Here is a 5877-nt window from a genome sequence, read left to right on the forward strand (position 1 = left end):
CCTCTGCCCATCCTCCCCTCTGCCGACGCAGGGGAAGGATCGCGCCACTCACGGGCTGTCTCGTTGCGCCTGCAACTGCACATGGGAGAGGATGTTCGATACGCTACGAGGCGTGAGGGGCACATGTGCACACCGTGACGACCGCACGGGGGCGCTTGTGCACGGCAGTTGGCGATTCACGGGGTGGGCGGATGAAGTTCGACATGGGAGACACGACCCTGGCGGTGCTGGGGAAGAGCACGGTGGGGTCCAGTGACGATCTCGGCACGCTGATCCATCTCCTCGTACAGGCGGCCGAGCCGCTGGAGGGCAAGTTCAACGGGTCGGGCAAGGCCACTTTCGACTCGTTCAAGCTGCGCGCGGACGAGATCACCGGTGACCTGAACAGTGCGCTGTCCTCGATCCTGGGCGGCCAGGCGGGCATGGACGAGGCGTTCGGCACGGGTGACGACGAGCAGGCCGACAACGCGCACCAGAACATGAGCGCCGCCAATTTCGACGCGGCCCGCTTCTCCGGCTGACCGCCGCTCATCTCCATCGGGCACGCACGTCACCCCGTACGCACGTCACCACGCGCGCACCTCACCACGCACTCTTCTCAGCCACGCGGGCGCACAGCCGCAAGGGGGCTCTTTCGACATGGCAAATCAGAACCGCCGTTCCTACGACACCGGCGCCTCGTCCGACGTCCAGGGCGGACTCCAGATCATCATCGGCCAGTTGGAGCGGGTCCTCGGCGACCGCGACCGCGCGGTGAAGGCCGCGATGGCCGACTACCAGGCGGACGGCGTATCGGACGAGTACCACGGCAAGGAAGTCCGCTGGAACAAGGCGGCGAACGAGGTACGCGAGATCATCCGCCTGGTGCGCGGCACCTTGGAGAAGAACGACGGCACCGCGCAGACGACGGTGACCAGGGCGCGGGCGGCGGTCGACAACATCGTCTGACCACCACAGCCGGTGGCTGACGACTGATGACATATGGCCCATGACTGATGGCTGATGACTGATGGCTGGTAGCTGGTAGCTGGTAGGGGGAGATTCAACATGCCTGCGTGGGACATCACGCCGTCCGGGGTGGATTCGGTGACGTCGCTGGTGGGGCTGGCGATGGACGACGTGGCCAAGGACGTCAGGGCGTACGGGGAGCACATCGAGAGCGCGGCGGGATCGGCGGGGACGATCGGCCCGCCGGTCTGCGGGGCGGCGCCCGTAGGACCGGTCGGCGCGGCACTGCGCCTCTTCGTGGCGGAGACCGCGAATGACGTACGTTTTCTGGCCAAACGTTCCGCGAAGTCGGTGAACGGCGCGATCGAGGCGACCAACCACTACGTGGCCGGTGATCTGGAGCAGGCGGCGAACGCACAGCAGCAGGCGGCGCAGGCGCCCGATGTGACGGTGTTCCTGCCGTCGGCCCTCCGGGACGGTGGCTTCCGGTGAGCGACATGATCGATCCGGCGGGCATACCGCAATTCCACGGCAGTTGGGAGGAGTTGGCGAAGGACGTCTCCTCCCTGCGTGACGACGCGATCGGCATCCGCAACGGCGGGGCCGACATCCACTCCCGCTTCCAGATGCTCGGGGCGTACTACACCGCGCCGGAGGCCGAGGACCTGTTCGCCACCACCCAGCCGGTGATGGACGAGGCCGACACCTTCGCCACGCGTCTTGAGACGGTGGCGGACGCGCTGGACACGTTCGCCGCGGAGGCGCGGCCGCTCGCCGAGAAACTGGAGTCGCTGCGGAGCAGCGCCGAGAAGTTCGCGGCCAGTGTCGAGGGCGACGACGACTGGACGGACGACGGGGACAAGACCGCCCGCAACAACGGGTTGTGGGCGGACGTCAACGCGACCCGCAGCGCCTTCCAGGACGCCGAGAACCGGGCGGCCACGAAGATCTCGGCACTCGTGGGTGGCCCGAGGTTCATCAAGGACGACGGCAGCCACACGTCGACCGAGCAGACGGTGATGTACGGCTACGACACCGATCTGCTCAACCAGGCGAAGGACTTGCCGTGGGGCAATCCGGTGAGCCAGACCACGCCTTCGGACGATTACCTGGCCCATTTCAAGCACTTCGTGATCGACGGCTTCGTCGTCGACGGCGCGGGAGCGACTGTCCAGGGCCTGGGGACCCTGGTGGGCATCGGCGGCTCGGCCAAAGAGGCCTGGAGCAACCTCGGAGACGTCATCGCGGGCGGCTTCCGGTACGCCATGACGCCGGTGGACTGGATCAAGGATCAGACCCTGTTCGCGGACGTGGACAACGAGACCGCCACGCGCCAGAAGGCCGCTTTCCGCGCGTTCGGCAAGGCCATGGTGGCCTGGGACGAGTGGGAGGAGCACCCGGTACAGGCCGCAGGAACCACCACGTTCAACGCTCTCACCCTGGCCGCCGGGCCACTCGGCTGGATCGCCAAGGGCGGCTCCGCCGCAGCCAAGGCGGGCCTCGGCGCGAAGGCCGCGGGGGCGGGCGCGAAGGCCGCGGGAATCGGCGCCAAGATCGGCACCTACGCGGACCCGCTCTCGGCGGCGCTGACGGTGGGCAGCAAGGGAATCAGCAAACTGCCGACGATCGCCGAACTGACGTCCCGCGTGAGCCCGAGACTCGCCACCACGACGGAACTACAGCGCGTCCACAGCACCCTGGAGGTCGACGGCCACAGGGTCCTCGTCAAGGACGGCCAGTTCATCCGCCTGGACGCCGAGGGCCGCCCCATTCAGGACACGGCCCGTAGTGAGCGGGCTCCTGCCGATTCGGAAGTCTCAGAGGCAATACCACGTCACCATGAGCCTGCTCTATCCAGTGCTGGAATCCACGCCTCCGCAAGTAGCCACGCGGGGGGAATTCCGACACATGCAAGTCACGGGACCACGATAGACAGCAGCTCACCCCAGCAGCCATCGTCGGGATCGTCGCACCACGCCGACGCGGGTAGCCTCGAGGAGCATGGCGCCTCCGGACACAACGCGGCAAGCACCACTTCAAGTGCACACGGTTCCGGCATACCTGGTAGCCACGGAGGCGATGGCTCAATACCTCAGGGGCCACTGGCGACACATGGCGAACCGCCAATGGACCCCGAAGTCGTTGATGCCCGCATCAAGGAACTGGATGACCGTCAAGGTGGCGAAGGGCACGCCCCCGGACGGCACCTTTACCCCAATGACGCCGTACTGCAAGCGCGATTGGGGACTCCGATACTCGACCCCGACGGAAATCCAAAACTTTACGGGCAGAATTCAAGTAATGCTGGACACGTCAAATCGAAAGACAACATAGACCCGCTTACCGGAGATACCATAGACGGAGTGCATGGAGGTCCACACAAGGTCGGCCCCTATGCCACGCGTTTCAACAGCGCTGAGGACATGGTCAGGGCTGACGCATATTTCCGGGAGAAAATTGCGCACACAAATCAGCCCCCGGATCCGGTTGCGATCGAAGACATCCTCGGCCCCGGGGCTCACGAAAGATTCAGCGGCTTCTATCGAGACCCCGCGAACCTCGACGAGTTCCTGCCGGTAAACTTCGAGGGTGGGACCATCAAGCCGGTCTACCGCTTGATAGACGGAGATTGGAAACTCGTCACTTTATACGCAAATCCCGCCCCCGGCCGGCACCCGTAACCACAATTAAGGCTCTCGGTGAACAAAGAACTCGAAACATTCATCACGACCTATCTCGACCTGGAGCAAGCTCCCGATGTGCGAGGGAATCTACGGCCCACGCTTCACGCTTTCAGCAAGGAGTACGTCGACGCCGTGCGTGTCGACCTTGCGAGCGTGCTGCGCACACGGAGTCTTTCCGTTGCCGATTATGAGCGGCTCACGGACATCGAATTTGCCGACACAGAAAGCTTGTACAATTATCTTGGCGAGATGTACGAATACCTATTCGAAGACCGCCAGCAGCAGCCCGCGCCGCCGGAGTGACGCGAACAGCATTGCCGGGCCGCCATTCGGTGTCCAGAAGGGTTTTCGAAAAGGAAATGACGATCAGCAACGGTAAGGCGTGGGCCTTCCACTCCTTCAACGCCAGGTAGCCATGCCAGCCCACGACTACGACAGCCAGCTGCTGGAGTCCGTTTCCGTTCGGCGGCGGCGGCTTCGGGATGCGTTGCTCTTCGGGGGGCAGCGGCAGCGGCGGACGGTGGATGAGCGGCTGGGGAAAGTGGTCGCCGGGGTCGTGATCGCGGCCGTGCTGTGTGCCGGATGCGTCGGCTGGTCGTTCATCTCGCATCGGCTCATCGGGAAGGGGCCGTACGGCACTTCGGTGCCGTCCACCGGTCCGTCGGCGCCGACGTCCTCGCCCTCCGTAACCCCTTCTTCTCGATGATAGGTTCGAACGCGTGATATCTGCGGGGCCGCTGAGCCGCACGAGCGGTGGCAGTGCGAGTGGTCGTACGGCCCTGAGCCGGGTCACCCTGGTCGGTGAGCAGCGGCGGGTGGATCTCGTCCTGCCCTCGCGGGAGCCGATCGGGCTCCTCCTTCCCGAGGTGCTGCGGCTGCTCGGTGACGAGGCCGCCGAACGCCCCATGCTGCGCCACCTCGTGACCACCGACGGCTCCGCCCTCGCGCACGACAGCACCCTGGAATCCGCCGGTACAGCCGACGGCGCCGTGCTGCGGCTGGTACGGGCCGAGGACGCGCCCTCCGCCCCCGTCGTCCATGACGTCACCGACGAGACCGCGGACGATCTGGACGTACGGACCTGGCGTTGGCGGCCCGCCGCCCGGCGCGTGACCGCCGGACTCGCGACCGTCCTCTGGGCGCTCGTCGGCGGCGTACTGGCCCGCCGCGAGGTGGAGCCCGCCACCGTCGGCAACGCCCTCCTCGGCACCGGTGCGGCCACGGCCCTGGCCGGTGCCCTGCTCGGCCGGTTCCGGCGAGCGGGCCTGGCCGCCACCCTCATCGTGACGGCCGGCGCCCTCGGCGTACTCGGCACCTGGACCCTCGGCGACGCCCACGCCTGGTCCGGCGCCACGCTCCTCGCCGGAACCGCCGTCAGTCTCGCGCTTGCGCTCCTGCTCCTCGGCTGGTTCTCCCCGCTGGGGCGGGGCGCGCTGATCGGTGCCGGAGCCCTCCTCGGATGCCTCGTCGCCTGGGAGGCCGCCCTCGCCCTCCAGGACGGCGCCGGGACGATCACCGAGCAGGCCCGTACGGGTGCGCTGCTCGCCCTCGGGTCGGTCGTGGTGCTCGGCGTGCTGCCCCGGCTCGCCCTGATGGCGTCGGGGCTCTCCGGGCTCGACGACCGGCGCTCGGGCGGTACGTCCGTGAGCCGTTACCGCGTAGGCACCGCGCTGACCGCCACCCACCGGGGGCTCGCCCTCGCCACCGTCGTGCTGTCCGTCTCGGCGGCCTCGGCCGGGGTGCTGGTGCTGCGCGCGCCGACCGTGTGGACCGTGCTCCTCGCGGTCGTCACCGCCGTGGTGCTCGCCCTGCGGGCGCGTGCCTTCCCGCTGGTCGCCGAAGTGGTGGGGCTGCTCTCGGCCGCCGCGGCCGTCGTGGTCGCGCTGCTGGTGGTGTGGCTCGGACAGGCCGCCGCCGTCGGCCCGCTGACCGTACTCGTCGTCCTCGCGCTGGCCCCGCTCGCGGTGCTGGCGACCGAGCCCGCCGAGCACGTACGGGTGCGGCTTCGGCGTACCGGCGACGTGCTCGAATCGGTGGGCGTGATCGCGATGCTGCCGCTGGTCATCGGGGCCTTCGGTGTGTACGGGCGACTGCTCGACACCTTCGCGTAGGGGTGCGCGGCATGGCTCAGGAAAGTCAGGGACGTCAGGGACGTCAGGGACGTCAGGGAAGTGACTGGCAGCGCGACATCCTGCGGGAGTTGAGCGCGGACGCCCCGGCGACGCCCCAACCGACGGCACCGGCC

The 5877-nt window shown here is 67.6% G+C and carries 7 protein-coding genes; all 7 read left to right on the forward strand.

Translation table 11 applies throughout. The features are described from left to right. Positions 1-191 precede the first annotated feature (191 nt). Positions 192-521, forward strand: a complete 330-nt coding sequence (locus AB8Z36_RS27290; RefSeq protein WP_369216034.1) for a hypothetical protein — start codon at positions 192-194, stop codon at positions 519-521. 118 nt (positions 522-639) lie between these two features. Further along, positions 640-948, forward strand: a complete 309-nt coding sequence (locus AB8Z36_RS27295) for a pore-forming ESAT-6 family protein (protein WP_369216035.1) — start codon at positions 640-642, stop codon at positions 946-948. Between the two features lie 99 nt (positions 949-1047). Then, positions 1048-1440 (forward strand): DUF6507 family protein, encoded by a 393-nt coding sequence (locus tag AB8Z36_RS27300; RefSeq protein ID WP_369216036.1) that lies wholly within the window; start codon positions 1048-1050, stop codon positions 1438-1440. 5 nt (positions 1441-1445) lie between these two features. Then, positions 1446-3629: a hypothetical protein gene (locus AB8Z36_RS27305; protein WP_369216040.1), complete on the forward strand. Its 2184-nt coding sequence runs from the start codon at positions 1446-1448 to the stop codon at positions 3627-3629. 18 nt (positions 3630-3647) lie between these two features. Next, entirely contained in the window at positions 3648-3935 is a 288-nt protein-coding gene (locus tag AB8Z36_RS27310; protein WP_369216037.1) for a hypothetical protein, read from the forward strand. 112 nt (positions 3936-4047) lie between these two features. Beyond that, positions 4048-4338, forward strand: a complete 291-nt coding sequence (locus AB8Z36_RS27315; RefSeq protein ID WP_369216038.1) for a hypothetical protein — start codon at positions 4048-4050, stop codon at positions 4336-4338. A gap of 13 nt (positions 4339-4351) precedes the next feature. After that, positions 4352-5743, forward strand: a complete 1392-nt coding sequence (gene eccD, locus AB8Z36_RS27320; protein WP_369216039.1) for a type VII secretion integral membrane protein EccD — start codon at positions 4352-4354, stop codon at positions 5741-5743. Positions 5744-5877: the final 134 nt, after the last annotated feature.

The organism is Streptomyces flavofungini (genome assembly GCF_041028215.1).
Classification (GTDB): domain Bacteria; phylum Actinomycetota; class Actinomycetes; order Streptomycetales; family Streptomycetaceae; genus Streptomyces; species Streptomyces flavofungini_B.